The following is a 26,597-nucleotide window of genomic DNA, read 5'->3' as shown; positions in this document are numbered from 1 at the left end:
GCCCCAACAAGCCTTCACCCCCGCCCATGCCACGGCGACACCCGGCGGGCTTGAGCCCGGTTTCCACATCGTCCAGCGCAGCAGTTCGTTCCCGGAGCTGATCCTGCGGTTGACCGACGGCCACGGCTCGCTGCCCATCGCCCGCTTGCAGCGCCTGAACCCGACCTATGCGCAAGGGTTCAAGGCGGGTGAGATCTTCGTGATCGGCGACCCGGACAACGGGCATGCCTGTACGCGTGAGGAGGCCGAGTTGATGGCTGCGGCGAACAGGGCACGAGCGGCGCTAACTGACCTCTCTCACGAGGAGGCCAACTTCATGATGCGTCATCAAGCGGAGATAGCCGGGTTACTCAGCGATGTGAGCTTAGCCATGGGAGTTAGCCAGGCGGTTATGGCGAAGTCCCTCAGTGAGTTGAAGGACACATTACATCACATAGAAAAGCTACACCAAGATCAGTTCCGCAAACACGGTCACCTTCAAAGCGATATCTTTTTCGCAGAAAGAAAGAAGCTCTTCAACACGCTGGACACAACACTAAGAACAAGCTTCCTCAATAAACAATTAAACCTTGGCACATACGAAACGCTACGTCGGGACTTGGGGTTATCCAGTAAAAGTTTGGTGCACCATTGGAGCAAAGCAGGCATAGCTGGCGATATCCCAGGGTATGCAACCCATCTTGACAAACTGGCAAGCATGTCGAAATACCTTAAGGCGGGTGGCCGAGTGGGTGTAGCACTGGGAGGAGCAAGTTCGTTCTTAAAAATTTATGAAGCTTGCACCGCAGGCAATAAAGAGGCTTGTAACAAAATAGGATTTACCGAGACCGGGAGCTTTATGGGCGGCCTAATTGGAGGGGCCGCGGGCGGGGCTGTGGGTGGCAAAATTGCAGGGTATGCCTGCTTAGGCCTTGGCGCCGGCGCGCCTGCATGCTCAGTCGTAGTGGTAGGCATCAGCTCCCTAGCAATGAGCTTGGTCGGGATGCACAGTGGTGAAAAGACTGGAGAGGTTATCTATGAGCTCCTTGAACAACATTGAAATATCAAGAAAAACACTTGAACTCATAATCTTAGCAACACCATTTACCCTAGGACTTAGTGGATTCTTAATGACTGTACAGCTAGCCCGCTCAGGCCAATTCTATATATTGATACACTCCCTTAGGAACAGCCACTGCCTTGTAACTGCGATTCAAACATGGGGAATGAGCAGTCTAAAGTCGAAAATATCCGTGGTATCAATGCTGAGTGGGGTTGTGCTTCACCCTTCCTATTTTGTGAAGCGCGGCCTTCTAAACGCTAATGACGCTAAAAATCTTCCCGCATACCTAAAGCTCAGAATGAGAATCGCTTCATGGCTGCTTCTTTTAAGCGTTTCATGGCTTTTACTCCTCGCGATATTTCATCACTAGAACACTTGAAGGTACCGCAACGACATGATCACATCACTTCAAGACTTCAAGAACCTACCTCCAGCCATACGCTTGATTCTCTCAGCCGGACCTATAGTCCTAGGCACAATAGGCGTCCTAATGAGTACGCATATCGCAGCCGGAAAAGACTTCATCACCCTCATAACTGCGCTACCCAAAACTATCGAGCTCGACCCCTTAGGGGGATCTTTCAATTCGCGATTCCTAAAATTCAGGTGCCATCTCGTTCACCGCCTTTGCGCCGTGATGCTTTTCCCAAAATACAGCATTCGAAATAAGATGCTTGACCCTGAGGAATACGCGGCCTTCCCGACACTCTTGCGAAAACGAATGGTTATTGCAACCTGGCTGACCATTGTAAGCTTTCTCTGGGGCGCCATTACTTACACCCTAATTAAAAGTAGCACGCAGTGATGGGCTTTCAATTGACTAGCACTGACTATTGGCAAGTCGGGCTAACCCTGAGCCTATTAGTAACACCATTCTGCCTATGCAGCATCGGATTGATCATGAGCAGCTACATAGCCCACAGCAAAGACTTCCACACCCTAACGACAGCACTTTCAAAGAGCATTAACTTGGATCCATTAAGCAAAAGTCTTCACTATGGCTCTCCGCGCTTCAGATCAATCCTGATTCCCAGACTGTCCGCGACCCTGGTCTTTCCGATGTTTAGCATCAGAAAAAACATGCTAGACGCAGGAGAGTACGCCGCCATGCCTAAAGGACTCAAATTCCGCATATTGAGTGCCTTCTGGCTCACCGCCATTGGGTTTGTCTGGATTCTAATTTCCGCTGGCATGATCACATTTGCTGACTAACAAAAAATCACCTAATGGAACAATGAGCACCATGCCCCCTGAAAACCAAAGGCCGGCATCCTTGGAGGATGCCGGCCTTTGGTAAGCGTTTCGATCACTCACCCGCCGTCAGCGCGTTATAGCTGGTGATCAGGTTGCGGTAGTCCGGGATGTGGTTGGAGCACAGCGCCGCCAGCCCTTCGATGTCGTTGCGCCAGTCGCGGTGCAGCTCGCAGGCCACACCAAACCAGGTCATCAGCTGGGCACCGGCCTGGCTCATGCGGTTGTGGGCGGCGTCGCGGGTCATCGCATTGAAGGTGCCGGAGGCGTCATTGACCACGAACACTTCGAACTCTTCTTCCAGGGCCGACAGCGCCGGGAAGGCCACGCACACTTCGGTCACCACGCCGGCGATGATCAGCTGCTTCTTGCCGGTGGCCTTCACCGCCTTGACGAAATCTTCGTTGTCCCAGGCGTTGATCTGGCCGGGGCGGGCGATATACGGGGCGTCCGGGAACAGGGCTTTGAGCTCTGGCATCAGCGGGCCGTTGGGGCCTTGCTCGAAGCTGGTGGTGAGGATGGTCGGCAGGTTGAAGAACTTGGCCAGGTCCGCCAGGGCCAGCACGTTGTTCTTGAACTTGTCCGGCTCGATGTCGCGCACCAGCGACAGCAGGCCGGCCTGGTGGTCCACCAGCAGTACGGCGGCGTCGTCTTTGTTCAGGCGGTTGTAGGTGAATTTGCTCATGGTCGTTGCTCCTAAAGGTTTGAATGTTTGCCGTGCGTTGGGTGTTTCGCGTTGATGAGCAAAGATTAGATTCATCACCTTTGAGGCGGTAGACTGCAAAAACTGGCCTTAGCGTTCTGTTTTATGAACGATAGACGGGCGGTGAAGGCTTCGCGGGTAAACCCGCTCCCACAGCGATCGCGCTGGCCAGCTCAACAACCGGAGAACTGCATTGGAAGACCTCAACTCCCTCTACTACTTCACCCAGGTGGTCGAGCACGGTGGCTTCGCCCCGGCTGGGCGGGCGCTGGACATGCCCAAGTCCAAGCTCAGCCGGCGCATCGCCGACCTGGAGGAACGCCTGGGCGTGCGCCTGCTGCACCGCACCAGCCGACACTGTTCGCTGACCGAGATCGGCCAGGCCTACTACAACCGTTGCCTGGCCATGCGCGTGGAGGCCGAGGGCGCGGCGGAGATCATCGAGCGCAACCGCAGCGAACCGCGCGGGCTGGTGCGCATCAGTTGCCCCACCACCCTGCTCAACTCCTGGGTCGGGCCGATGCTCACTCGCTACATGCTCAAGTACCCGCAGGTGGAGCTGTTCATCGAGAGCACCAACCGCCGGGTCGACCTGTTGCACGAGGGCTTCGACGTGGCGTTGCGGGTGCGCTTCCCGCCGCTGGAGAACACCGACATGGTGATGAAGGTGCTGAGCAACAGCACCCAGTGCCTGGTCGGGCATCCGTCGCTGCTGGCGCAGCTACCGCAGGGCTTCGCGCCGCAGCAACTGAGCGCGCTGCCCAGCCTGCATTGGGGGGGTGCCCAGCGCGAGTACCAATGGGAGCTGTTCCAGGGCGAGGACAGAAGCCACAGCCTGGTGATCCCGCACACGCCGCGGATGGTCACCGACGACCTGTTCGCGCTGCGGCATTTCGTGTTGGCAGGGGTGGGGATCGCGCACCTGCCATGCGTGGCCGTGCGCGAAGACCTGGCCCAAGGGCGGCTGGTGGAACTGCTGCCGGGGTGGAACCCGCGCTGCGGCATCGTCCATGCGATCTTCCCGTCGCGCCGGGGGTTGCTGCCGTCGGTACGGTCGTTGATCGACCATTTGGCCGAGGAGTTCGCGATCAGCGATATGGCTTGAGGGGGCATCAGGCAATTCCGCACCCACACAGACAGCACAGTCAATTGCCTTGCACTGACCTTCTGTAGGAGCGGCCTTGTGTCGCGAAAGGGCTGCGAAGCGGCCCCAGGTTTCACCTGAGTGGCGAATATTGCCGGGGCTGCTTTGCAGCCCTTCGCGACACAAGGCCGCTCCTACACAGAGCCTGTGCAAGCCCAAGGGATGTGGTAGCCGATGGGCCAGCAAAATAACGTCAGAACGCGAAGCACGAACAACCCAGCGCACCCCAGAACCCCTGGAAGTCACTCACCGGTACGCTGGAATGCCGTGCCTTTTCATGGCTGTGCGCATGCACCCCGCAAGGCCCGACGCACTGGTGCACGGCGGCGGCCAGCGGCGCGCCCGCGCGCCAGTGCCCTGGCACCTTCGCCACTGGCGACCACTCTGGCACCACCGGGATCTGCGCCGGCCCCAGCTTGTCGAAATCACCCGCGGCATACACCACCTTGCCATCGACCACGGTCAGCACCGAGTCGATCCACTTGATCGCCTCTTCCTCGACACTGAAGTAGTCCGCCGACAGCGCCGCCAGGTCGGCGAGCTGGCCCACTTTGATCTGCCCTTTCTTGCCCTGCTCACTGGAGAACCAGGCGCTGCCGTGGGTGAACAGCTGCAACGCGACATCGCGGCTCAGGCCACCGTCCGGGTACAGCTCAAGGCCGCCCACGGTCTTGCCGCTGACCATCCAGTACAGCGAGGTCCAGGGGTTGTAGCTGGACACCCGCGTGGCGTCGGTGCCCGCGCCCACCGGCACGCCCTCGGCCAGCATGCGCTTGATCGGCGGGGTGGCCTCGGCGGCCTTGGCGCCGTAGCGCTCGACGAAATACTCGCCCTGGAAGGCCATGCGGTCCTGGATGGCGATGCCACCGCCCAACGCCCGCACCCGTTCGATGTTCTTCGGGGTGATGGTCTCGCAGTGGTCGAAGAACCACGGCAGGCCGTTGAACGGGATGTCGCGGTTGACCTTCTCGAACACGTCGAGCATGCGCGAGATGGACTCGTCATAGGTGGCGTGCAGGCGGAACGGCCAACGCTGCTCGACCAGGTGGCGCACCACCGGCTCCAACTCCTGCTCCATGGTCTGCGGCAAATCCGGACGCGGTTCGAGGAAGTCCTCGAAGTCGGCGGCGGAGAACACCAGCATCTCGCCGGCACCGTTGTGGCGCAGGAAGTCGCTACCGTCGCCCGGCTTGACCTTCTGGGTCCAATTCTTGAAGTCGGCCAGTTCTTCCTTGGGCTTCTGGGTGAACAGGTTGTAGGCGATGCGCACGGTGAGCTGGTGGTTGTCGGCCAGTTCCTGGATCACCTGGTAGTCGTCAGGGTAGTTCTGGTAGCCGCCGCCGGCATCGATGGCGCTGGTCAGGCCCAGGCGGTTGAGCTCGCGCATGAATTGGCGGGTAGAGTTGACCTGGTACTCCAGCGGCAGCTTCGGCCCCTTGGCCAGGGTGGCGTAGAGGATCGCGGCATTGGGCCGGGCGATAAGCATGCCGGTGGGGTTGCCGAACTTGTCGCGCTGGATCTCGCCACCGGGTGGGTTGGGGGTGTCCTTGGTGTAGCCGACCGCCCTGAGCGCGGCGCGGTTGAGCAGCGCACGGTCGTACAGGTGGAGGATGAATACCGGGGTGTCGGGCGCGGCCTGGTTGATCTCTTCCAGGGTGGGCAGGCGCTTTTCGGCGAACTGGAACTCGTTCCAGCCGCCGACCACCCGCACCCATTGCGGGGTCGGCGTGCGCTCGGCCTGGTCCTTGAGCATGCGCAGGGCGTCGGCCAGCGACGGCACGCCTTCCCAGCGCAGCTCCAGGTTGTAGTTCAACCCGCCACGGATCAGGTGCAGGTGCGAGTCGTTCAGGCCTGGGATCACCGTGCGCTGCTTGAGGTCGATGATCTGCGTGCGGGTGCCCTTGTGGGCCATGGCTTCGGCGTCGCTGCCCACGGCGATGAACCTGCCGTCCTTGATGGCGACGGCGCTGGCCTGGGGTTTCTCACGGTCGACGGTGTGCAGTCGGCCATTGAACAGAATGAGGTCGGCGGACATGGGATCTCCTGAAACGGCGGCATGGGCGGAATCGGTGAACGGCAGCGCGCTCCACAGCGCGCCGGCGGCACCCAGCACGGTGCTTTTGGCGAGGAAGGTGCGGCGGCTCTGGTCGGTGGGGTCCTGGCTCATGGTGTTCTCCGTCCGGGTGGTTTCGGCAGGCGGTTGAAGGCTAGCAACGGATTGCCACAGGCGCTCAGCGGCGCAACCAGTCGGCGCAGCGGCGCGTTACCCAGGGCATGATGAAGAACACCACCGGGAGGATGACGCACAGGTTGACCAGCAGGTTGCTCGGCAGCCGGCCCCCGAGCAGCGGAAAGCGCTCGAACAGCGGCGCCAGCAGCATCGGCACCAGCAGGGTCAGCGGGCAGATCACCAGGTAGGTGAGCACGGCCTGCTTCCAGCGCGGTGGGGGCGTCGCCCCGCTGCTGGCCGGGGTGAACCAGAACTCCGCATCGTCATGCACCTGGGTCTGGTCACCCTCCTCCAGCAACGGCAGCACTTGCGCCACCAACGCCTGGCGCTCGGCGGAGTCGACCCAGGCCTGTAGCTGGCCGGCCTCGGCAAAACGCACCACGGTGGTGAACTGGCGGCCGCCGTCGTCGGGGCGGATCACGTTCACATCCAGGTGCCCCGGTTGCCGGCGGGCCACGCCAACGGTGTGACGAAGCCAGGCTTCGTACTGCACCAGGGCGTCGGCACGTACCTTGTGCTGGATGACCAGCGTGACCACGGTGCTGTTGTTCATCGCGCTGTACCTTGAGCGGGGTGAGGCCAGGCGCCGGGCTGGCGCCTGGCGGGGCGGCTTACTTGCTGGCGGTCAGGGCGTTGTAGCTGGTGATCAGGTTGCGGTAGTCCGGGATGTGGTTGGAGCACAGCGCCGCCAGCCCTTCGATGTCGTTGCGCCAGTCGCGGTGCAACTCGCAGGCCACACCAAACCAGGTCATCAGCTGGGCTCCGGCCTGGCTCATGCGGTTGTGGGCGGCGTCGCGGGTCATCGCATTGAAGGTGCCGGAGGCGTCATTGACCACGAACACTTCGAACTCCTCTTCCAGGGCCGACAGCGCCGGGAAGGCCACGCACACTTCGGTCACCACGCCGGCGATGATCAGCTGCTTCTTGCCGGTGGCCTTTACCGCCTTGACGAAGTCTTCGTTGTCCCAGGCGTTGATCTGGCCGGGGCGGGCGATGTACGGGGCGTCCGGGAACAGGGCTTTGAGCTCTGGCATCAGCGGGCCGTTGGGGCCTTGCTCGAAGCTGGTGGTGAGGATGGTCGGCAGGTTGAAGAACTTGGCCAGGTCCGCCAGGGCCAGCACGTTGTTCTTGAACTTGTCCGGCTCGATGTCGCGCACCAGCGACAGCAGGCCGGCCTGGTGGTCCACCAGCAGGACGGCGGCGTCGTCTTTGTTCAGGCGGTTGTAGGTGAATTTGCTCATGGTCGTTGCTCCCAAGGGTTTGAATGTTTGCTGTGCGTTGGATGTTTCGCGTTGATGAGCAAAGATTAGATTCAACACCTTTGGGGCGGTAGATAGCGGAAATTGGCTTTAGCGTTCTGTTTTATGAACGATGAAGTGCGCGGCTTCTTCGCGGGTTTACCCGCGAACAGGCCATCCGCTACAACCCCGCCCCATTGCCTGCCCCCTCAACCTGCTCTATTACTACCCATCAGCCCTCCCCCGCACCGAGACCACCATGCTGGCCCTCATCCAGTCCTACCCGCTGTTGCTCGGCATCCTGCTGATCTTCCTGGACCTGCTGCTGTGGCAGTTGATACCGCTGCATCACCACGTCTGGCGCATCGCCTCGCGCCTGCTGATCTTCCTGCTGTTCAGCGCCGTGCTGCTGACCGCCGGCATGAGCCCGCTGCAACCCGCCCCTTGGGCTGACGATGTGTCACGCAACCTGCTGGCCACGGTGCTGGCGATCGGCTGGTGGCTGTTCGGCGCGCGTACGGTGACGGTGGTGTTCGGGCTGCTGCTGGTGGCGCGTGGCAGCCACGGCGGGCGCCTGTTGCAGGATGTGGTCGGGGCGCTGATCTTCCTGGTCGCGGCGGTGGCAGCGGCGGCCTATGTGATGCAGTTGCCGGTCAAGGGCCTGCTGGCCACCTCGGGGGTGATGGCCATCGTCATCGGCCTGGCCTTGCAGAGCACCTTGGCCGACGTGTTCTCGGGCATCGTGCTGAACACCACGCGGCCGTACCAGATCGGCGATGCGATCTCCATCGACGGCACCGAGGGCAAGGTGGTGGATATCGACTGGCGCGCCACCCGGCTGATCACCGGCAACAGCAGCCTGGCGGTGATCCCCAACTCGGTGGCGGCCAAGGCCAAGATCCTCAATTTCAGCCGCCCGGCCGAGGTGCACGGGGTGTCGATCAGCGTGGTGGTGCCGGCCAAGGTGCGCCCGCAACATGTGTTCGACGCCCTGGAGAAAACCTTGCAAGGCACCAGCATCCTGCTGGATAAGCCGGCGCCCAAGGTGACGGTGAAAGCCTCGACGCTGGAGGCGGTGGAATACGAGGCCAGCGGTTTCATCGCCGACATGTCGCGCAAGACCGAAGTGCGCAACCAGCTGTTCGACCTGGCCCACCGCCACCTGGAGGCCAGCGGGGTGATCTGGAACCTCGAGCTTGGCGCGCAACCGCGCAGCCGCCAGCGCGAGTTGCTGGACGAAGTGCGGGTGTTCCGCTCGCTGAGCAACGAGGAGCGCGACAGCCTGAGCCAGCGCATGACCACGGTGGAATACCCGGCCGACCAGGTGATCCTGGGGATCGGCGAGCGCTCCGAGCATGTGCTGCTGATCAGCCGCGGGGTGGTGCTGGCCTCGGTGCGCGATGGCGAGCGGTTGATCGAGGGCGGGCGCATGGGGCCGGGGGAAGTGCTGGCGCTCGAAGGCCTGCTGGACGACGAGGCGTCACCTGTCGAGTTCCGCGCCTTGAGCGGCTGCGTGTTGTACCGCATCGACAAGGAGCAGATGCGCGGCTGCCTGGTCCAGAGCGGCGATGTGAAGTCGGCGCTGACCAAGTTGCAGCGTTTCCGTCGGCAGAAGCGTGAATCACTGTTGCTGCAAAAGCCGACGGTGGTGAAGAAAGGCGGTTTCCTGAGCTGGCTGCATAAATGACCGGCCCGATTGCCCTAGTGTCCTGTCTCGGAAATAGGCTGTTCACTTTTGGCGGCGTCTTGGGCGTCCGGCCGGCGTTGCCACTCCTCGCCATAGCCCTGCTATGACTCGTCGCGGCGCCTTGGCCGAACACCCAAGCCACTCGCCAAAAGAGAACGTATTTCCGAGACAGGACACTAGCGCTGCATCCCCCAGCGCCGCACCGTCAGCCGCTCCAGGGTGTTGAACACCAGCCCTTCCACCAGCAACCCGATCAGGATTACCACCGCCAGCCCGGCGAACACCTTGTCGGTGTACAGCTCGTTGCGGTTCTGGAAGATGTACCAGCCCAGCCCACCCTTGCCGCTGCTGGCGCCGAACACCAGCTCGGCGGCGATCAGCGTGCGCCAGGCGAAGGCCCAGCCGATCTTCAGCCCTGAGAGGATCGACGGCAGCGCCGCCGGCACCAGGATGTGCAGCACCAGGCGCAGTCCGCGCAGGCCGTAGTTGCGCCCGGCCATGCGCAGCGTCTCGGACACCCCGAGAAAACCTGCGTAGGTGTTCAGCGCCAGCGCCCACAGCACCGAATGCACCAGCACGAAGATCAGGCTGTTGTCGCCCAGCCCGAACCACAGCAGCGCCAGTGGCAACAGGGCGATGGCCGGCAGCGGGTTGAACATCGAGGTCAGGGTACCCAGCAGGTCGCGGCCCAGCTGGGTCGACACCGCCAGGCTGGTCAGGCCGAAGGCCAGGACGATCCCCAGTAAGTAGCCCTTGAGCAGCACCACCAGCGATACGCCGATCTTGGCGAATATTTCGCCGCTGAGCAGCCCCTCCCCCAGCGCCGTGGCCGTCTGTACAAAGCTTGGCAGCAGCAGGTCGTTGTCGGTGAAGCGTGCCACCAGCTCCCATAGCCCGGCCAGCAGCACCAGGATAATCGCTTTGCGCAGCCAGCCTTGCTGCCACAGGCGCTGGGCCAGCGGCAGATCACGCTCCAGCGGCACCCCAGGCAGGGGTTGCAGCTGCACTTGGTATTCCTGGCGAACAGCAGTCGTCGTCATGCCAAGGCTCCTGTCAGTAGACGATGCGGATATCGTTGAAGCCGAGGTCGCTGGCCAGCTCCTGCGTTTCGGCTTCGTCGAACAGCAAGCGGTGGATACGCCGGGCGCTGGCTTGGAAGTCGCTACCACCCAGGCTGCCAAGGTCGTACTGATGGCTGTGCACTTCGGCCCGCACCCGGCCCGGATGGGGCGACAGCAGCAGGATACGGTTACCCACCACCAACGCCTCTTCGATGGAGTGGGTGACGAACAGCAAGGTGAAGCGCACCTCCTCCCACAGCAGCAGCAGTTCTTCCTGCATCTTGCGGCGGGTCAGGGCATCGAGGGCGGCAAACGGCTCGTCCATCAGCAGGATCTTCGGCTGGGTCGCCAGCGCCCGGGCGATGGCCACACGCGCCTTCATGCCGCCGGACAGGGTATGCGGGTAGGCATCAGCGAAGGCCGCCAGGCCGACCTTCTCCAGGTAGTGCAGGGCGCGCGCCTCGGCCTCGGCACGCTTGAGCTGGCCGGACACCAGCAGCGGGAACATCACGTTCTGCTTCACCGTCTTCCAGGGCGGCAGCTGGTCGAACTCCTGGAACACCACGATCCGGTCGGGCCCAGGGCCGCGGACCGGCTGGCCTTGCAAGAGGACCTGCCCTTCACGGGGCTCGATGAACCCGGCCACCGCCTTGAGCAAAGTGGACTTGCCGCAACCGGACGGCCCCAGCAGTACGAAACGGTCGGCGCGGTCGACTTCGAAGCTGACCTGGTGGGTGGCCCGCACCACGCGTTGGGCGGTGCGGTATTCGAGGCTGAGGTTCTCCACCGCCAGCAGCGGTGGGCTGGCGACACAGCTCAGGTTGCTGGCCGCGTGGCCTGGCAATGGGGCGGTCATGCTCGGTCAGCTCCCTTGCAGCGGGTGTTCATCCTGGAAGAAGTAGTCCTTCCACGACGCCGGCTTGTTCTTGATCGCACCGACCCGGTAGAGGAAATCGGCCAGCTTGTAGGTGTTCTTCGGGGTGACGGTGAATTCGTAGCGCGGGTTGTCGATCAGCTTGATCAGCTCATTGCGATCGATCTTGGCCTTGGTCACGCGGATATAGGTGTCGGCGGCGGCCGCCTTGTCCTTCTGGGCAAAGTCGGCGGCTTCGGCCAGGGCATCGACGAAGGCCTTGTAGGTCTTGGGGTTGTCCTGGCGGAATTTTTCGGTGGCGAACAGCAGGGTCGGCGAGTTGGGGCCGAGCAGGTCGTAGCTGTCGAGCACCACGTGCACGTTCTTGTTGGCCAGCACCTGGTCCTGGAACGGCGGGTTGGAGAAGTGCCCGTTGAGCTCGGTACCGCCGGCCAGCAGTGCGGCGGTGGCATCCGGATGGGGCACGGCCAGCGTGTACTTGTCGAGGCGGTTGTAGTCCTTGTCGCCCCACTGCTGGGCGGCGGCGTATTGCAGGAAGCGCGACTGCACCGAGACGCCCACCGCCGGTACGGCGATACGGTCCTTGTCGGACAAGTCGGCGATGGTCTTCACCTTGGGGTTGCTGCTGACCAGGTAGTACGGGAAGTTGCCCAGCGAGGCCACGGCCTTGACGTTCTGCCGACCGTGGGTGCGGTCCCAGACGGTGAGCAGCGGGCCGACGCCAGCGCCGGCAATGTCCACCGAGCCGGACAGCAGTGCGTCGTTGATCGCCGCGCCGCCGGACAGCTGGGCCCAGTCGACTTTGATGTCGATGCCCTGCGCCTTGCCATGCTTCTCGATCAGGTGCTGGTCGCGCACCACATTGAGCAGCAGGTAGACGATGCCGAACTGTTCGGCAATGCGAATTTCGCCCTCGGCATGGGCCACGGTCGGTGCCGCGAGGCTGCCGATGACCAGGCTGGCGCCCAGGCCAATGCTTGCCGCCAGGCGGCTGATGGAGTTGCGCATGATGAAGTTCCTCAGTCGTCAGTACGGGGCGTCGCCCTGGATGGTGGTGCGGTACAGCTTGCGCCGCAGGTGCGCGGGGCAGCCGGCGGCCAGGTGAATCAGCGAACGGTTGTCCCAGAACACCAGGTCGTTGGGCTGCCACTGGTGGCGGTAGATGTTCTGCTCGAGCACGCTCAGGGCGTACAGCTGCTGCAGCACGTCGCGGCTTTCATCGTCGGGCAGGCCGACGATGCGTGTGGTGAAGCCTTCGCTGACGAACAACGCCTGACGGCCGTTTTCCGGGTGGGTGCGTACCACCGGGTGGATGACCTCCTGCACCTGGGCCAGTTGCTCGGCGCTCAGGGTCGGGCGCCAGTTGCCTTCGAACTTGGTCTCGGCATAGCGCGCGGTGTAGGAGTGGGCAGCGTCGCGGCCCTTGATGACCTTGCGCAGGGCATCGGGCACCGCGTCCCAGGCTTTGTGCATGTCGGCGAACAGGGTGTCGCCGCCTTCGCTGGGCAGCTCCTGGGCATGCAGCATCGAGCCGAGGCTGGGCAGCGCCTTGTACGACAGGTCCGAATGCCAGAACTTGCCGGCATCACCGAGGCCTAGGTTGCGACCGTCCTCGACGATGTTGGAAACGATGAGGATTTCTGGGTGGCCGGCGAGCAGGAACTGCTTGAGCACGTGGATCTGCAACTCACCGAAGCGCGGCGGCTGAAGGCGATCTGTTGTTCGGGGGTGATGCGCTGGTCGCGGAACACCAGTACGTGATGGTCCAGGTGGGCGCGGTGGATTCGGTTGAAATCCCCGGCGTTGACCGGTCGGCTCAGGTCCAGGCCGACCAGCTCGGCGCCGACGGCACCGGGGAACGGGCGGATTTCAAAGGTTTGCGGCAGGGCGCTGTCGATGGACGACAAGGCGTTCGAGGCGGCTGGCATTGGTCACTCCCACGCAAGTGCGCGACATCAGGGCGCGCAACGATCGGAAACGCACGGGGATTGCCCGTGTGGGTTCGAGTCGTGCGGCGCGCCGATTGGTCGGCAGGTACGCAGTGGAGTGACTATATGGGAATAAGAAAAAGAATTTAAATACCGTTACGGCATATTCATATGAGGTGAATGTGTGAGGTTCGCCAGCAAGGCTGGCTCCTACGGGTTTGGGGTGCACCCGTAGGAGAGAGCGTCCTCAGCGCTCGCGCAGGGCCTCGCTGCGGGCCTTCATGATCGGCTTGAGCAGGTAGCTCATGATGGTTTTCTTGCCGGTCATGATGTCCACGGTGGCCACCATCCCCGGGATGATCAGCAGCGGCTTCTCGTCGGTGCCCAGGTGGCTCTTGTCGGTGCGCAGCTTGATCAGGTAGTAGGTGGTTTTCTTGTCTTCATCGGTGATGGTGTCGGCACCGATCTGCTCGAGCTTGGCCTTCATCCCGCCATAGATGGTGTAGTCGTAGGCAGTGAACTTGACCGTGGCCTCCTGGCCGGGGTGGAGGAAGGCGATATCCTTGGGCAGGATCTTCGCTTCGACCACCAGGGTGTCGTCCAGCGGCACGATCTCGATGATGTCGCTGCCCGGCTGGATCACCCCACCGATGGTGTTGACCAGCAGCTGCTTGACGATACCGCGCACCGGCGAGGTGACCAGGGTGCGGTGCACGCGGTCATCCAGCGCCTTGCTGGTGGCAGTGGCCTTGTTCAGCTCGGTACGCGCTTCGTTGAGCTGGGTGAGCGCCTCGCTGCGGAACTTGCCGCGGGTCTCTTCGATCTTGCTCTCGACCTCTTTGATCGCCGCCTCGGCGCGGGGGATGGCCAGGGTGGTGGAGTCCATCTGGCCACGGTTCTCTACTTCGGCGCGGCGCAGGCGCAGCACTTCCACCTGGGAGATCGCACCCTGGGCCACCAGCGGCTCGGACATCGAGATCTCTTGGCGCAGCAACTGCAGGCTGTTGGCGTACTGGGCGCGCTTGGAGGTGAACTCGCGCAATTCCTGCTGCTTCTGCACCAGTTGCTGCTGCAGGCCCCCCAGTTCGTCCTGTAGCTGCTGGCGACGGCTCTGGTACAACGACTGTTCGTTGGCGGCCTGGTTTGGGGCGGCCTTGCGCAGCTCTTCGTCGATCTGCAGCGGCTTGTCTTCCACCTCGGCGCTCAGGCGCTGCACGCGCAGGGCCATGGCCAGGCGCGAGGCCTCGGTTTCGTCGACGTTGGAGGCGAAGCGGGTTTCATCCAGGCGCAGCAACGGCTGGCCGACTTCGACCACCTCCCCTTCCTTGGCGAAGATCTCGGCGACGATACCGCCCTCAAGGTTCTGGATTTTCTGCACCTTGGACGAGGGGATGGCCTTGCCCTCCCCGCGCGTCACCTCGTCGATGGGCGCGACGCTGGCCCAGACGATCAGGAACAGGAAGAAGGCGATGATGCCCCAGATGGTCAGGCGCACCACCCGTGGGGCGTCCTCGATCAGTGCCTTGTTGACCTCGGGCAGCGGTTGCCCGGCCAGTGATTCGGAGCCTTTGAAATAGCGGCGCAGGCTGTCCTTGAAACGCCCCATATCCAGCTTATGCAACACTGATCTGCCCCTTCTTCAGCGCATCCATGACGGCGGCTTTCGGGCCATCCGCGACTATCTGCCCACGATCGATGACGATCAGGCGGTCCACCAGCGACAGCAACGAGGCGCGGTGGGTGACCAGCAGCACCGTCTTGCCTTCGATGACCGCGCTCAGACGCTGCTTGAGGCGCTCTTCGCCGGTGTTGTCCATGGCGCTGGTGGGCTCGTCGAGCAGCAGGATCTGCGGGTTGAGCAGCAGCGCCCGGCCCAGGGCGACGTTCTGCCGCTGGCCGCCGGAGAGGTTCTGGCCACGCTCGCCGACTTGCAGCTCGTAGCCATCGGGGTGCAGGCGGGCGAATTCATGCACGCCGGCCAGCTCGGCGGCTTGCAGGATCAGCTCGTCCTCGATGTAGCGCGCGCCGCTGACCAGGTTGTCGCGCAGGGTGCCGGCCAGCAGCTGGATGTCCTGGGGCACGTAGCCGATGTTGTGGCGCAGCTCGCTGACGTCGATCTGGCGAATGTCCACGCCGTCCACCAGCAGCGAGCCGTTGTCCGGTTCGTACAGGCCGACGATCAGCTTGGCCAACGAGCTCTTGCCCGAGCCGCTGCGGCCGATGATGCCAACCTTCTCACCCGGGCGGATGTTCAGGTTGATGCCCTTGAGCGCCTGGTTCTGCTGGTTGGGGTAGGTAAACTCGACGCCGCGGAACTCGACGGCGCCTTGCAGCACCTGGCGGCTCAGCGGGCGCTCCTCGAAGTTGCGCTCTTGAGGCAGCTCCATCATCTGGTCGGTGGCGACCATGGTCACCTTGGCCTGTTGATAGCGTGCCAGCAGGCCATTGAGCTGGCTCAGCGGGCCCAAGGCGCGGCCACTGAGCATGTAGCAGGCCACCAGGCCGCCCATGCTGAGGTTGCCGTCAATGATCAGGTACACGCCGACACAGATCATCGCCACCCCGGCCAGTTGCTGAATCAGCAGGGTGATGTTCATGGCCAGGCCCGACAACACCTTGACCCGCAGCTCCAGGCGGCTGAGGGTGCCGAGGGTCTGCTCCCACATGTACTGGCGCTCGCTCTCGGCGTTGTTGACCTTCACCGCGTCCAACCCGGCGAGGGTCTCGATCAGGCTCGACTGGCGCTCGGAAGCCAGCGCCATGGTGCGCTCCATGGTCGACATCAGCGGTTTCTGCAAGGCGTAGCCGATGCCCAGCGCCAGCGGGAAGGCCAGGATCGGGATCCACACCAGGTGCCCGCCGATGATGGCGATGACCAGCAGGATAAGCAGGGTGAATGGCAGGTCGATCAGGCTGGTCAAGGTCAGCGAGGCGAGGAAGTCGCGCAGGCCCTGGAACTCGTGGATGTTCTGGGCAAAGCTGCCGACCCGTGCCGGGCGGTACTTCATCGACATGCCAACGATGCGCTCGAACAGCGTGGCCGAGATGATCAGGTCGGTCTTCTTGCCGGCCAAGTCCAGGCACAAACTGCGCAGGCCCTTGAGAATCAAGTCGAACACGTAGGCGACGGCGATACCGACGGCCAGCACCCACAGCGTCGAGGTGGCCTGGTTGGGCACCACGCGGTCGTACACGTTCATCACGAACAACGGCGCGGCCAGGGCGATCAGGTTGATCACCAGGCTCGCGGCGATGGCGTCGATGTACAGCCACTTGCTGCGCATCAGGGTGTCGCGGAACCAGGAGCGGGCGCGCGGGATCAGGTTGCCGTGGTTGACGTCGTACTTGTGCTGCGGCTGGGCGAAGAACACCTTGCCGCTGTAGTCGCTCTGCAACGCCTCGCGGGCGACCAGCACCTCGCCGCCGTCACTCTCGCTGAGCAGCACGCGCGCGGTGTCGGCACTCTCCCAGCCAACCAGGACGGCGCTGCGGCCTTCCTTGAGCAGCAACATCGCCGGCATGGCGATGGTCGGGATCTGTTCCAGCTTGCGTTGCAACAGCCGCCCTTGCAGCCCGGCCCGGGCGGCGGCACGGGGCAGCAACTCGGGGCTCAGGCGCTGGGCCGGCAATGGCAGGCCGGTGGTCAGCATGGCCCGGCTGGCGGGCTTCTGGTGCAGGACACACAGGGTCAGCAGACTGTCCAGCAAGGGATCGTCATGCTGACTGCGTGGATCGTGGTTGAGCTGGACTCGGCTGACTTCGGATTCCACGCGGCGCTCTCTTCATCCTTGCGGGGGTGGTCCAAGGGACGCCTGTCAGTTCATGCCTGGCAGGTTCACCTTGGGTTTCAGGTCGTTCTGCACAACGGAGGCCATCGGTGCGACGACACCCTGGCTCTTGAGCAGTTGGCCAATGGTCGCCTTGATTCGGTACTGAGTAAACATTTGTATGTTCTTCACCTCTACCAGACGGCGCTGGGCGGTGAAGGTTTCATTTTCGCTGTCCAGCAAGTCGAGCAAGGTGCGCTCGCCCAGGCCGAACTGTTGCTGGTAGGCGGTACGCACCCGGTTGCTGTGGTCGACATATTGCTGCGCGATCGGCCGCTGGGCATTGGCGTTCTCCAGAGCATTCCATGCCAAGCCTAATTCCTCATTGAGCTGGCGCAAGGCGTTGTTGCGAATGTCCAGGGCCTGGTTGGCCAGGTACGACTTGGATTCCAGGTCCGCCTTGTTGCTGCCGCCGGCGTACAGGTTGAAATTCATCCGCAGCATGGCCTGCCATTCATTGTTGTGGCCGACGGCGCCATCGAGGTTGTTGTCGGCCGTTCGTCCGAGTTCGGCATCAAAACGCGGATAGAACGTAGACTTCGCCGCTTCGTATTGTTTTTCCGCCGCCGCGATGTCCGACTCTGCGGAGCGCAGGATCGGGCTGCTCTCGATCAACTGATGGCGTGCCTCGTCCAGCGTGGCCGGCAGCAGGTCGACAAATGGCGCGGGCGTGCTTAACTCGTCGGGCATTTGCCCGACGACGCTCAGGTAATTGGTGTTGGCATCGGCCAGGTTGGTCTGTTCGGTGATCAGGTTGTTGCGCGCCTGGGCCTGGCGCGCTTCGGCCTGATCAAGGTCGGCCATACGGCCTACGCCGCGGCTGGTGCGCAGTTTGATCTGGTCGAGGATGCGGTCGTGGTTGCGCAGGTTGTCTTCGGCCAGGCGCACCATCTCGCGGCGCGTCAGCACGTCCAGGTAGACCTGGGCGACGGTCAGGGCGGTGCGTTCGGAAGTACCCAGCAGGGAGTAGGCCCGGGCGTTGACGGTGGCTTGTTGACGCCCGACTTCGCTGGAGGTGGCGAAGCCGTCGAAGACCATCTGCCGCATGCGGATGGCCGACTCGCCACGGTTGAGCGTGTCCCAGCGGTTGCCGGTGCTGGGGCTGTCGGTGCCCTCGCGGCCGTAGCCGGCGGTCACGTCGACCCGCGGCAAATAGCCGCCCTTGGCGGCCCGCAATTGATAGTCGGCGGCCACGCGGGCGTTCACACCGGCCTGGATTTCCGGGTGCACCTCAAGGGCCTTTTGCATGGCCTCGGGCAAGGTTTGTGCTTGAACGAACGTAGCGGCGAGAGCTAAAGGAAGAGCGGTAAACAGTGACGCACGCATTTTTGCTGGTTCCCGAAAGAGCTGTTGTCCCAAATCACAGCCGAGGCAGTGCCTGCCTTGGAAAATGGCAACCCGATTCTTTGGGTAGGAAGCTTGCGAACAGGCAGCGCGACTAGTACGAAAGAAAGGGCTGTAGCTGGCCAAATATCAATGTGACATTACCTTGGCGATTGTTTAGGATGGCTGCCAGAAGGTCAATAGTTTGGCATAAAGTTAATAGCCAATCGTTATAGACGTAAAATTGACACATTAAGTGTCAAAAACATTTTCGACACATTCCATCAGTCGCCGCCGTCGAATGCCGGCCTGGCATGGAAGCCCCACTGAACGGGTAGCCCGGAGAGTCCAATGAGCACTGTTGTTGCCATCGTCAAAAGCATTATTGGCCAAGTCATCGCGGTATCCCCAGAAGGCATCCGACGCGTACTGATCGAAGGCGATCGCCTGCTGGCCGGCGAGCACGTCGAGACCGGCGCTGGCGGCGCTGTCACCCTCGAACTGGCCGATGGCCGCCTGCTCGACCTGGGCCGCGACACCCAGTGGAGCGCTGACGCCCCCGACAGCAGCACCGACCTGAGCGAGGCAACCGCCCAGGCAGCGCCGTCGGTTGAAGAATTGCAGCAGGCCATCGCCGCTGGCGCCGACCCGACCACCGAGCTGGAAGCCACTGCAGCAGGCCCGGCCGCAGCAGGCGGTGGCGCCGTGGGGGGTGGGCACAGCTTCGTGCTGCTCGAGGAGACCGCCGGCGTGGTCGACCCGAGCATCGGCTTCCCCACCGGCCCGATAGGCTTCGCTGCTGGCCTGGCCAACCAAGAGATCGGCGGCGTAGACCTCAATGGCGCGGCCGTAGGTACAGGCACCGGCACCACGACGACGAACACGCCCTTCGCCACCGGCATCAGCCTCAGCGCCACCCCTTCGATCACCGAGGCGGGTGGCGTCATCGTCTATACCGCCACCGTTGGCCGCGCTCCGCTGAGCGACCTGACCGTCACCCTGTCCAACGGTGCAGTCATCGTGATCCCGGCGGGCCAGACCAGCGGCACCGTCAATGTCGGCATCGCCCCGAACGACACGCCCTACCTTGATGCCAGCCAGATCTCCACCACCATCACCGGCACCAGCGGTGGCAACGGCCTGATCGTCACGCCCAGCACCACGCCAGCCGTGACCCAGGTCACCGATACCCTCGACACCACCACGGTGACGGTCACGGCGCAGCCGGCCAAGGAAGGCGACGCCAATGTCGTGTTCAACTTCCAGCTGAGCAATCCGCCGCAGGCGGGCAGCACCACTACCCTGACCGTCAACGTCGGCGGCACGGACTACACCGTGCAGGTGGATGCGAGCGGCAAAGGCACGCTGAACGTGCCAAATACCAATGGCAACGATGCCTTCAAGGATCCGAGCACGGTCACCGCCACCGTAACCAAGGTGGAAGGTGGCAACTACGAAGCGGTTGATCTGAGTGGTGCCACACACACCGCCACCGTCGAAGATGTGGTCGATAACACCACCGTGACCGTCACCGCTGACCCAGCGAAAGAAGGCGACGCCAATGTGGTGTTCCACTTCCAGCTGAGCAATCCGCCGCAGGCGGGCAGCACTACGACGTTGACCGTGAATGTCGGTGGCAAGGACTACACCGTCCAGGTAGACGCTTCGGGCAAAGGCTCGCTGAATGTGCCGAACACCAACGGCAGCGACGCCTACAAGGATCCGAGCGAAGTCACTGCCACTGTCACAAAAGTGGACGGCGGCAACTATGAAGCGGTTGACCTGAGTGGTGCCACGCACACGGCGACCGTCGAAGATGTGGTCGATAACACCACCGTGACCGTCACCGCTGACCCAGCGAAAGAAGGCGACGCCAACGTCACCTTCCACTTCCAGCTGAGCAATCCGCCGCAGGCCGGCAGCACCACTACGCTGACCGTCAATGTGGGCGGCAAGGACTACACCGTCCAGGTTGATGCTTCTGGCAAAGGCAAGCTCGACGTCCCGAACACCAACGGCAACACCAATGACTTCTACAAAGATCCAACCGAAGTCACTGCGACTGTCACCAAAGTCGAGGGCGGTAACTACGAAGCGGTGGATCTGACTGGTGCCACGCACACCGCGACCGTTGAGGATGTGGTGGACAACACCACCGTCTCGGTAACCGCTGACCCAGCGAAAGAAGGCGATGCCAATGTCACCTTCCACTTCCAGCTGAGCAATCCGCCGCAAGCCGGCAGCACCACCACCCTGACCGTCAATGTGGGCGGCAAGGATTACACCGTTCAGGTGGATTCGACTGGTAAGGGTAAGCTCGACGTCCCGAACACCAACAGCAACACCAACGACTTCTACAAAGATCCGACCGAAGTCACTGCCACTGTCACCAAAGTGGAAGGCGGTAACTACGAAGCCGTGGATCTGAGCGGTGCCACGCACACCGCGACCGTCGAAGATGTGGTGGACAACACTACCGTCTCGGTAACGGCTGACCCAGCGAAAGAAGGCGATGCCAATGTCACCTTCCACTTCCAGCTGAGCAATCCACCGCAAGCCGGCAGCACTACCACCCTGACCGTCAATGTCGGCGGCAAGGATTACACCGTCCAGGTAGATTCGACTGGTAAAGGTAAGCTCGACGTCCCGAACACCAACAGCAACACCAACGACTTCTACAAAGATCCGACCGAAGTCACTGCCACTGTCACCAAAGTCGAAGGCGGCAACTACGAAGCCGTGGATCTGAGCGGTGCCACGCACACCGCCACCGTCGAAGATGTGGTCGATAACACCACCATCTCGGTAACCGCTGACCCGGCAAAAGAAGGCGACACCAACGTCACCTTCCATTTCCAACTGAGCAATCCGCCGCAGGCCGGCAGCACCACCACCCTGACCGTCAATGTCGGTGGCAAGGATTACACCGTAGTCGTCGATGCCTCCGGCAAAGGCAAGTTGGATGTGCCGAACACCAACGACAACACCAACGACTTCTACAAAGATCCAACTGAAGTCACTGCCACCGTCACCAAGGTCGAGGGCGGTAACTACGAGGCTGTTGATCTGAGTGGGGCCACGCACACGGCGACCGTTGAAGATGTGGTCGATAACACCACCGTCTCGGTAACCGCTGATCCGGCGAAAGAAGGCGACACCAATGTCACCTTCCACTTCCAACTGAGCAATCCGCCGCAAGCCGGCAGCACCACCACGTTGACCGTCAATGTGGGTGGCAAGGACTACACCGTAGTCGTCGATGCCTCCGGCAAAGGTAAGCTGGATGTACCGAACACCAACGGTGAAGACTTCTACAAAGATGCAACTGAAGTCACGGCTACCGTCACCAAAGTAGAAGGTGGCAATTACGAAGCTGTAGACCTGGGCAATGCCAAGCACACCGTTACTGTTGAAGACACCATCACCCCTGATGGCACTACAACCGTCACCGTTACTTCCGATCCGGCCAAAGAAGGCGACACCAACGTTACCTTCCACTTCCAGCTGAGCAATCCGCCGCAGGCCGGCAGCACCACCACCCTGACCGTTAATGTCGGTGGCAAGGATTACACCGTACAGGTGGATTCGACTGGTAAAGGCAAGCTCGACGTCCCGAACACCAACAGCAACACCAACGATTTCTACAAAGATCCGAGCGAAGTCACTGCCACTGTCACCAAAGTGGAAGGCGGTAACTACGAAGCCGTGGATCTGAGCGGTGCCACGCACACCGCGACCGTCGAAGATGTGGTGGACAACACTACCGTCTCGGTAACGGCTGACCCAGCGAAAGAAGGCGACGCCAACGTCACCTTCCACTTCCAACTGAGCAATCCACCGCAAGCCGGCAGCACCACTACACTGACCGTTAATGTCGGTGGCAAGGATTACACCGTTCAGGTGGATTCGACGGGTAAAGGCAAGCTCGACGTCCCGAACACCAACAGCAATACCAACGACTTCTACAAAGATCCGAGCGAAGTCACTGCGACTGTCACCAAGGTCGAGGGCGGTAACTACGAAGCCGTTGATCTGAGTGGCGCCACGCACACCGCGACCGTCGAAGATGTGGTGGATAACACCACCGTGACCGTCACCGCTGACCCAGCGAAAGAAGGTGACACCAACGTCACCTTCCACTTCCAACTGAGCAATCCGCCGCAAGCTGGCAGCACCACCACCCTGACCGTCAATGTCGGTGGCAAGGACTACACCGTGGTTGTCGATGCCTCCGGCAAAGGCAAGCTGGATGTACCGAACACCAACGACAACACCAATGACTTCTACAAAGATGCAACCGAAGTCACTGCCACCGTCACCAAAGTCGAAGGCGGCAACTACGAAGCCGTGGATCTGAGCGGTGCCACGCACACCGCGACCGTAGAAGATGTGGTGGACAACACCACCGTCTCGGTAACGGCTGACCCAGCGAAAGAAGGCGACACCAATGTCACCTTCCACTTCCAGCTGAGCAATCCACCGCAGGCCGGTAGCACCACCACCCTGACCGTCAACGTGGGCGGCAAGGACTACACCGTGGTCGTCGATGCCTCCGGCAAAGGCAAGCTGGATGTACCGAACACCAACGACAACACCAATGACTTCTACAAAGATCCGACCGAAGTCACCGCCACTGTCACCAAAGTGGAAGGCGGTAACTACGAAGCCGTGGATCTGAGCGGTGCCACGCACACCGCCACCGTCGAAGATGTGGTCGATAACACCACCGTCTCGGTAACCGCTGACCCAGCGAAAGAAGGCGACGCCAACGTCACCTTCCACTTCCAGCTGAGTAACCCGCCGCAGGCCGGTAGCACCACCACCCTGACCGTGAATGTCGGTGGCAAGGATTACACCGTACAGGTGGATTCGACTGGTAAGGGCAAGCTCGACGTCCCGAATACCAACGACAACACCAACGACTTCTACAAAGATCCGACCGAAGTCACTGCCACCGTCACCAAAGTGGAAGGCGGTAACTACGAAGCTGTTGATCTGAGTGGTGCCACGCACACCGCGACCGTCGAAGATGTGGTCGACAACACCACCGTCTCGGTAACCGCTGACCCAGCGAAAGAAGGCGACACCAATGTCACCTTCCACTTCCAACTGAGCAATCCGCCGCAAGCTGGCAGCACCACCACCCTGACCGTTAATGTCGGCGGCAAGGACTACACCGTACAGGTGGATTCGACGGGTAAAGGCAAGCTCGACGTCCCGAACACCAACAGCAACACCAACGACTTCTACAAAGATCCGAGCGAAGTCACCGCGACTGTCACCAAGGTCGAGGGCGGTAACTACGAAGCCGTTGATCTGAGTGGCGCCACGCACACCGCGACCGTCGAAGATGTGGTGGATAACACTACCGTCTCGGTAACGGCTGACCCAGCGAAAGAAGGCGACGCCAACGTCACCTTCCACTTCCAACTGAGCAATCCACCGCAAGCCGGCAGCACCACTACGCTGACCGTTAATGTCGGTGGCAAGGATTACACCGTTCAGGTGGATTCGACGGGTAAAGGCAAGCTCGACGTCCCGAACACCAACAGCAATACCAACGACTTCTACAAAGATCCGACCGAAGTCACTGCGACTGTCACCAAGGTCGAGGGCGGTAACTACGAAGCCGTGGATCTGAGCGGTGCCACGCACACCGCGACCGTTGAAGATGTGGTCGACAACACCACCGTCTCGGTAACCGCTGACCCAGCGAAAGAAGGCGACGCCAACGTCACCTTCCACTTCCAGCTGAGCAATCCGCCGCAGGCCGGCAGCACCACCACCCTGACCGTCAATGTCGGTGGCAAGGACTACACCGTCCAGGTGGATTCGACTGGTAAGGGTAAGCTCGACGTCCCGAACACCAACAGCAATACCAATGACTTCTACAAGGATCCGACTGAAGTCACCGCCACGGTCACCAAGGTCGAAGGCGGCAACTACGAAGCCGTTGATCTGAGTGGTGCCACACACACCGCGACTGTTGAGGATGTGGTTGATAACACCACCATCTCGGTAACGGCTGACCCAGCGAAAGAAGGCGACACCAACGTCACCTTCCACTTCCAGCTCAGCAATCCACCACAGGCCGGCAGCACCACCACGCTGACCGTCAATGTGGGCGGCAAGGATTACACCGTGGTCGTCGATGCCTCCGGCAAAGGTAAGCTGGATGTGCCGAACACCAACGACAACACCAACGACTTCTACAAAGATCCGACTGAAGTCACTGCTACGGTCACCAAAGTGGAAGGCGGCAACTATGAAGCCGTTGACCTGGCTGGTGCCACGCACACCGCGACCGTCGAAGATGTGGTCGATAACACCACCATCTCGGTAACCGCTGACCCGGCGAAAGAAGGCGACACCAACGTCACCTTCCACTTCCAGCTGAGCAATCCACCGCAGGCCGGCAGCACCACCACGCTGACCGTCAACGTCGGTGGCAAGGACTACACCGTGGTTGTCGATGCCTCCGGCAAAGGCAAGCTGGATGTACCGAACACCAACGACAACACCAATGACTTCTACAAAGATGCAACCGAAGTCACTGCCACCGTCACCAAAGTCGAAGGCGGCAACTACGAAGCCGTGGACCTGAGTGGTGCCACGCACACCGCGACCGTCGAAGATGTGGTCGACAACACCACCATCTCGGTAACGGCTGATCCGGCGAAAGAAGGCGATGCCAACGTCACCTTCCACTTCCAGCTGAGCAACCCGCCGCAGGCCGGCAGCACCACTACGCTGACCGTCAATGTCGGTGGCAAGGACTACACCGTGGTCGTCGATGCCTCCGGTAAAGGCAAGCTGGATGTGCCGAACACCAACGGCAACACCAACGACTTCTACAAAGATCCGACTGAAGTCACCGCGACTGTCACCAAAGTCGAAGGCGGCAACTACGAAGCCGTGGATCTGAGCGGTGCCACGCACACCGCGACCGTCGAAGATGTGATGGACAACACCACCGTCTCGGTAACGGCTGACCCAGCGAAAGAAGGCGACACCAATGTCACCTTCCACTTCCAGCTGAGCAATCCACCGCAGGCCGGTAGCACCACCACCCTGACCGTGAATGTGGGCGGCAAGGACTACACCGTGGTCGTCGATGCCTCCGGCAAAGGCAAGCTGGATGTACCGAACACCAACGACAACACCAACGACTTCTANAAAGATCCGACCGAAGTCACCGCCACCGTCACCAAAGTCGAAGGCGGCAACTACGAAGCCGTGGATCTGAGCTTCTATAAAGATCCGACCGAAGTCACCGCCACGGTCACCAAAGTCGAGGGCGGCAACTACGAAGCCGTTGATCTGAGTGGTGCCACGCATACCGCGACTGTTGAAGACGTGGTCGATAACACCACCATCTCGGTAACGGCTGACCCAGCGAAAGAAGGCGACACCAATGTCACCTTCCACTTCCAGCTGAGCAATCCGCCGCAAGCCGGCAGCACCACTACGCTGACCGTCAACGTGGGTGGCAAGGACTACACCGTAGTTGTCGATGCTTCCGGCAAAGGCAAGCTGGATGTACCGAACACCAACGACAACACCAATGACTTCTACAAAGATGCAACCGACGTCACTGCCACCGTCACCAAAGTCGAAGGCGGCAACTACGAAGCCGTGGATCTGAGCGGTGCCACGCACACCGCGACCGTAGAAGACGTGGTGGACAACACCACCGTCTCGGTAACGGCTGACCCAGCGAAAGAAGGCGACACCAATGTCACCTTCCACTTCCAGCTGAGCAATCCACCGCAGGCCGGTAGCACCACCACCCTGACCGTGAATGTGGGCGGCAAGGACTACACCGTGGTCGTCGATGCCTCCGGCAAAGGNAAGCTGGATGTACCGAACACCAACGACAACACCAACGACTTCTATAAAGATCCGACCGAAGTCACCGCCACGGTCACCAAAGTCGAGGGCGGCAACTACGAAGCCGTTGATCTGAGTGGTGCCACGCATACCGCGACTGTTGAAGACGTGGTCGATAACACCACCATCTCGGTAACGGCTGACCCAGCGAAAGAAGGCGACACCAATGTCACCTTCCACTTCCAGCTGAGCAATCCGCCGCAAGCCGGCAGCACCACTACGCTGACCGTCAACGTGGGTGGCAAGGACTACACCGTAGTTGTCGATGCTTCCGGCAAAGGCAAGCTGGATGTACCGAANTCTATAAAGATCCGACCGAAGTCACCGCCACGGTCACCAAAGTCGAGGGCGGCAACTACGAAGCCGTTGATCTGAGTGGTGCCACGCATACCGCGACTG

Annotated in this window: 15 protein-coding genes and 1 pseudogene; 5 read left to right on the top strand and 11 right to left on the bottom strand. The window is 61.5% G+C overall.

Translation table 11 applies throughout. The features are described from left to right. Window positions 1–1,039 (top strand): PAAR domain-containing protein (locus tag IX761_RS25325; RefSeq protein ID WP_228533971.1); only part of this gene is annotated, 1,039 nt, incomplete at its 5' end. A 903-nt stretch (window positions 1,040–1,942) separates the two neighbouring features. Further along, complete coding sequence (locus tag IX761_RS25320) at window positions 1,943–2,254, top strand: hypothetical protein (RefSeq protein WP_194792225.1); 312 nt, start codon at window positions 1,943–1,945, stop codon at window positions 2,252–2,254. A gap of 94 nt (window positions 2,255–2,348) precedes the next feature. On the opposite strand, the gene ycaC (IX761_RS25315) is transcribed toward IX761_RS25320, so the two are convergent. Next, window positions 2,349–2,978: an isochorismate family cysteine hydrolase YcaC gene (gene ycaC, locus IX761_RS25315; protein ID WP_194792224.1), complete on the bottom strand. Its 630-nt coding sequence runs from the start codon at window positions 2,976–2,978 to the stop codon at window positions 2,349–2,351. 211 nt (window positions 2,979–3,189) lie between these two features. Between ycaC (IX761_RS25315) and IX761_RS25310 the strand changes: the two genes are divergently transcribed. Continuing rightward, window positions 3,190–4,101, top strand: a complete 912-nt coding sequence (locus IX761_RS25310) for a LysR substrate-binding domain-containing protein (protein ID WP_194792223.1) — start codon at window positions 3,190–3,192, stop codon at window positions 4,099–4,101. A gap of 232 nt (window positions 4,102–4,333) precedes the next feature. Here IX761_RS25310 and IX761_RS25305 read toward each other — a convergent pair whose 3' ends face one another. From IX761_RS25305 to ycaC (IX761_RS25295), 3 genes are all read right to left on the bottom strand, one after another. Beyond that, window positions 4,334–6,307, bottom strand: coding sequence for an amidohydrolase (locus IX761_RS25305; protein ID WP_194792222.1), 1,974 nt, complete (start codon window positions 6,305–6,307; stop codon window positions 4,334–4,336). A 64-nt stretch (window positions 6,308–6,371) separates the two neighbouring features. Then, entirely contained in the window at window positions 6,372–6,923 is a 552-nt protein-coding gene (locus tag IX761_RS25300) for an antibiotic biosynthesis monooxygenase (protein WP_194792221.1), read from the bottom strand. A 58-nt stretch (window positions 6,924–6,981) separates the two neighbouring features. After that, window positions 6,982–7,611, bottom strand: a complete 630-nt coding sequence (ycaC, locus tag IX761_RS25295; protein WP_194792220.1) for an isochorismate family cysteine hydrolase YcaC — start codon at window positions 7,609–7,611, stop codon at window positions 6,982–6,984. A 256-nt stretch (window positions 7,612–7,867) separates the two neighbouring features. Here ycaC (IX761_RS25295) and IX761_RS25290 point away from each other — a divergent pair, with 256 nt between their 5' ends. After that, window positions 7,868–9,295: a mechanosensitive ion channel family protein gene (locus IX761_RS25290; RefSeq protein ID WP_194792219.1), complete on the top strand. Its 1,428-nt coding sequence runs from the start codon at window positions 7,868–7,870 to the stop codon at window positions 9,293–9,295. Window positions 9,296–9,471: 176 nt separating this feature from the next. On the opposite strand, the gene IX761_RS25285 is transcribed toward IX761_RS25290, so the two are convergent. The 7 genes and pseudogenes from IX761_RS25285 to IX761_RS25255 form a co-directional block, all read right to left on the bottom strand. Further along, window positions 9,472–10,335, bottom strand: a complete 864-nt coding sequence (locus tag IX761_RS25285) for an ABC transporter permease (RefSeq protein WP_194792218.1) — start codon at window positions 10,333–10,335, stop codon at window positions 9,472–9,474. 13 nt (window positions 10,336–10,348) lie between these two features. Further along, complete coding sequence (locus IX761_RS25280; protein ID WP_194792217.1) at window positions 10,349–11,212, bottom strand: ABC transporter ATP-binding protein; 864 nt, start codon at window positions 11,210–11,212, stop codon at window positions 10,349–10,351. Between the two features lie 6 nt (window positions 11,213–11,218). Then, window positions 11,219–12,238 (bottom strand): ABC transporter substrate-binding protein, encoded by a 1,020-nt coding sequence (locus IX761_RS25275; RefSeq protein WP_194792216.1) that lies wholly within the window; start codon window positions 12,236–12,238, stop codon window positions 11,219–11,221. A gap of 18 nt (window positions 12,239–12,256) precedes the next feature. Then, window positions 12,257–13,158, bottom strand: a pseudogene (locus IX761_RS25270) (TauD/TfdA dioxygenase family protein). 247 nt (window positions 13,159–13,405) lie between these two features. Then, entirely contained in the window at window positions 13,406–14,764 is a 1,359-nt protein-coding gene (locus IX761_RS25265) for an HlyD family type I secretion periplasmic adaptor subunit (protein ID WP_194792227.1), read from the bottom strand. Window positions 14,765–14,771: 7 nt separating this feature from the next. Further along, complete coding sequence (locus tag IX761_RS25260) at window positions 14,772–16,928, bottom strand: type I secretion system permease/ATPase (protein ID WP_194792215.1); 2,157 nt, start codon at window positions 16,926–16,928, stop codon at window positions 14,772–14,774. Between the two features lie 45 nt (window positions 16,929–16,973). After that, entirely contained in the window at window positions 16,974–18,311 is a 1,338-nt protein-coding gene (locus IX761_RS25255) for a TolC family outer membrane protein (protein WP_194792214.1), read from the bottom strand. A gap of 348 nt (window positions 18,312–18,659) precedes the next feature. On the opposite strand from IX761_RS25255, the gene IX761_RS25250 reads away from it, so the two are divergent. After that, window positions 18,660–26,573 (top strand): retention module-containing protein, encoded by a 7,914-nt coding sequence (locus IX761_RS25250; protein ID WP_194792213.1) that lies wholly within the window; start codon window positions 18,660–18,662, stop codon window positions 26,571–26,573. The last annotated feature ends 24 nt before the right edge of the window (window positions 26,574–26,597 follow it).

It is taken from the genome of Pseudomonas sp. UFMG81 (assembly GCF_015354575.1).
Lineage (GTDB): Bacteria > Pseudomonadota > Gammaproteobacteria > Pseudomonadales > Pseudomonadaceae > Aquipseudomonas.
Note: the sequence above shows the minus strand (reverse complement) of the source record. Positions and strands in the feature narration are given on the sequence as shown.